The sequence below is a fragment of the Bradyrhizobium jicamae genome (assembly GCF_001440395.1).
Taxonomy (GTDB): domain Bacteria; phylum Pseudomonadota; class Alphaproteobacteria; order Rhizobiales; family Xanthobacteraceae; genus Bradyrhizobium; species Bradyrhizobium jicamae.
Window position 1 is genome coordinate 1 of record NZ_LLXZ01000042.1, and the last position, 2,586, is coordinate 2,586.

The 2,586-nt window shown below is 66.2% G+C and carries 3 protein-coding genes; all 3 read right to left on the bottom strand.

Annotated features, from left to right (window positions below; genetic code table 11):
• The coding region (locus CQ12_RS06670) for a FecR family protein (RefSeq protein WP_063799686.1) at nucleotides 1-1,440 on the bottom strand (1,440 nt) is incomplete at its 3' end.
• A 166-nt stretch (nucleotides 1,441-1,606) separates the two neighbouring features.
• Complete coding sequence (locus CQ12_RS41425) at nucleotides 1,607-1,930, bottom strand: hypothetical protein (RefSeq protein ID WP_063799687.1); 324 nt, start codon at nucleotides 1,928-1,930, stop codon at nucleotides 1,607-1,609.
• A 286-nt stretch (nucleotides 1,931-2,216) separates the two neighbouring features.
• The coding region (locus CQ12_RS06680) for a DUF2147 domain-containing protein (protein ID WP_157088038.1) at nucleotides 2,217-2,586 on the bottom strand (370 nt) is incomplete at its 5' end.

Below are 2,586 nucleotides of genomic sequence, written 5' to 3' on the forward strand. Positions count from 1 at the left end.
CGGACGCTGCAGTCCCGGAGCGCCGAACCGGTTCGGCAGCGGTCGTCCCTGCGGCGCGGTCGGCTGCGTCGGCGCATTGGGTTGTTGCGGTTGACCGGCGCGTGGCGGCAGGCCAGCCGGCGGAGTACCCGGCGATGTCGGTTGTCCCAGGCGTGGCGGCACGCCGGGTTGATTGGGCGTAGCCGGCTGTTGCTGGCCCGCGCGTGGCGGCAGGCCGGGCTGTCGCGGCGAAGGCGGTTGCTGCTGGCCCTGACGGTTCGGCGCGCCCTGCTGTTGCTGCTGACCCGGCCGGTTCAATTGGCTGGGAGCTTGCGGCTGTCCAGGACGATTGAGCTGGCCAGGCGGCTGCTGTCCCTGGTTCTGCGTTGGGTTCTGGCCTTGCCGGTTCGGCACGGCCGGCAGTGGCGGCTGACCGGGTTGACCGGGCAGGCCGTTCTGCCGCGGCTGACCAGGTTGTTGCTGACCCGGACGGTTCAACTGACCGGGCTGCTGTTGTCCGGGCCTGAGCTGTCCCGGCAGACCATTCGGCCGTTGCTGGCCGGGCTGCAATTGCCGGATCGGGCGGTTCGGATTGACGAAGCCGGGATTGGCGCGGCGGAATTCGCGCTGCTGGAATACGACCTGCCGGCCGAGATTCTGCGTCGAGTGAAGCTGCCGCACAAAGCCTTGGTCGCGCAGGACAGCCGCTTGCGGAATCACCAGCGGCACCGCTGCAAAACGCACGCCGCCCGCGCCGGGGCGGATGGTGAAGCCGCTGGCGCCCTGCGTCAGAAAGCCGAGCCGCACGCCGGCGCGGTCGTTGACCTCGATCCGGCCGACCCGGCCGTCGGCGTCGGGATAAAGCTTGACCGCGACATTGTTCGGCCTGTTGGCGGCGGCGCCTTCCGGCACCTCGACGAGGCCGGTGGTGCCGCGAATGCCAAGCGTCGCCGTCGGCGTCGTGATCTTCATGTCGCCGGTTTTCGCCACCGACGCGGCGACGAAGGCCGCGGTGCCCTTGGCGACGTCGAAGATCGCGGCGTTGTTCTTGCCGCCGTCCTCATAGACGTAATTGTCGATGGTGATCTTTGTATTGGCCCTGAGATTGAAAGTGGTGTTGTCGATGAAGGTGATGCCGAGCGCCGCATTGGCGCCGGTCTGGACGATATCGTTGAGGTAGATGTCGTCCTTGACCTTGAGCGGCGTGGTGGCGTCGTTGCGGATCACGCTGGCGCTGCCGGTCACGGTGGCGACGTTGCCGATCGGCTCCTCCGGCGCCTGCGCGTCCGCTGCGGGCGCGGACACATCGGGCGCCGGTGTTGCGGGTGTCGCGGACGGCGAAGGATCAGTCTGCGCCTGCGCCAGCTGCATCGGCTCGGACGTAGCTGCGAAAACATCCGTCGCGCCGATCATCGTGCCGCAGGCCAGCAGCACAAGCGCGAAGGATAGATGGCGCGGCATCGGGATATTTCCGTAAACGGGGAGAAGGCAGGCGGCGGGAGCGCGATTTCAGCGCGGGCTGGCTGAATGCGGGATGAACATGGCCGCTTGTTGTCGGCCACAAACGATCAGCGCCACGCCCGGGATGCCCGGGCGCGGCGCTGTGACGGTACGTAGGAGAATGACCTCAGCCGCGCTTGACCGGAGCCAGGTTCAGCGGCCTGGAGGGCTTTGCCGTCGGCGTGTAGTTCACGGGCGTCGCGGTGGCCGGCGGCACGTAACGGAAGACAGCCTTGCAGCCGTCGCTGAGCTGCGCGCGCTTCTGCACCATGCAGGCGGTGACGCGCTCGACATCTGGGATTTCCGACGAGCACAGCCGCATCGCATCGCCGGTGCACATCTGCTCCTGCTCCTGCGTATAGGCATTGGCCGCCGAGGTCAGCAGGCCAAGCGCAAAAATTGTCGCGATCAGCATCGTGCAATTGCGCATGGTCGAACCGGTGAAAGCCATCGAATGTCCCCCTTTGTGTGGATGGTGCCAGCGCGGATCGCGCTGCCGAGTTGTGCGCCGAAGTGGCGCCTCGTTGGAGCGGAGAACTACGCGGCCCCGGTTTCGGGATTTTTTCGTTGCAAGGGAAAAAGTGTTTCGTCGCGGAGGAGATTTGTTTCGTCGCGCAGCATCTTAACGAACGCTCAACCATCCGCGACAGAGCAAAAAAGAGACCCCGTGAAATCTCACGGGGTCCAAGTCTCAGGGAGAAGAAGTCTCAGGGAGAAGAGGTCTTGAGAGGAAATCGTCAGCTCACGCGCTTCCAGGTCTGGCCGCCGCAGAACATGCCGCCGAAGGCGCAGCCCTGGACCTTGAGCGTATTGGTGCCCTTCAGCGCGATCGTCGAGTCGTAGTTGCGGCCGCTGTTGGGATCGTGAATCCGGCCGCTCCACTTGCCGCCCTGCGGCTTCATGTTGATCAGGATCCGTTCGCCGGAGTTGACGGAATAGCCGCACAGATTGGCGCCGCATTCCTCGATGCGAACGTTGCCCTTGTTCTCTTCCGTCGCCCAGACGCCGAGCGGCGAGTTCGGATCGGACGCGGCGGCAACGGGAGCCGGCTGCGGCGCGGGCGCGGCCGCGACAGGCGGAGGCGGAGCGGGCGGTGCGACTTCGGTC

Excerpts from the sequence above, each read along its gene's own strand:
- CQ12_RS41425 (WP_063799687.1), bottom strand. The coding sequence starts at position 1,930 with ATGGCTTTCACCGGTTCGACCATGCGCAATTGCACGATGCTGATCGCG.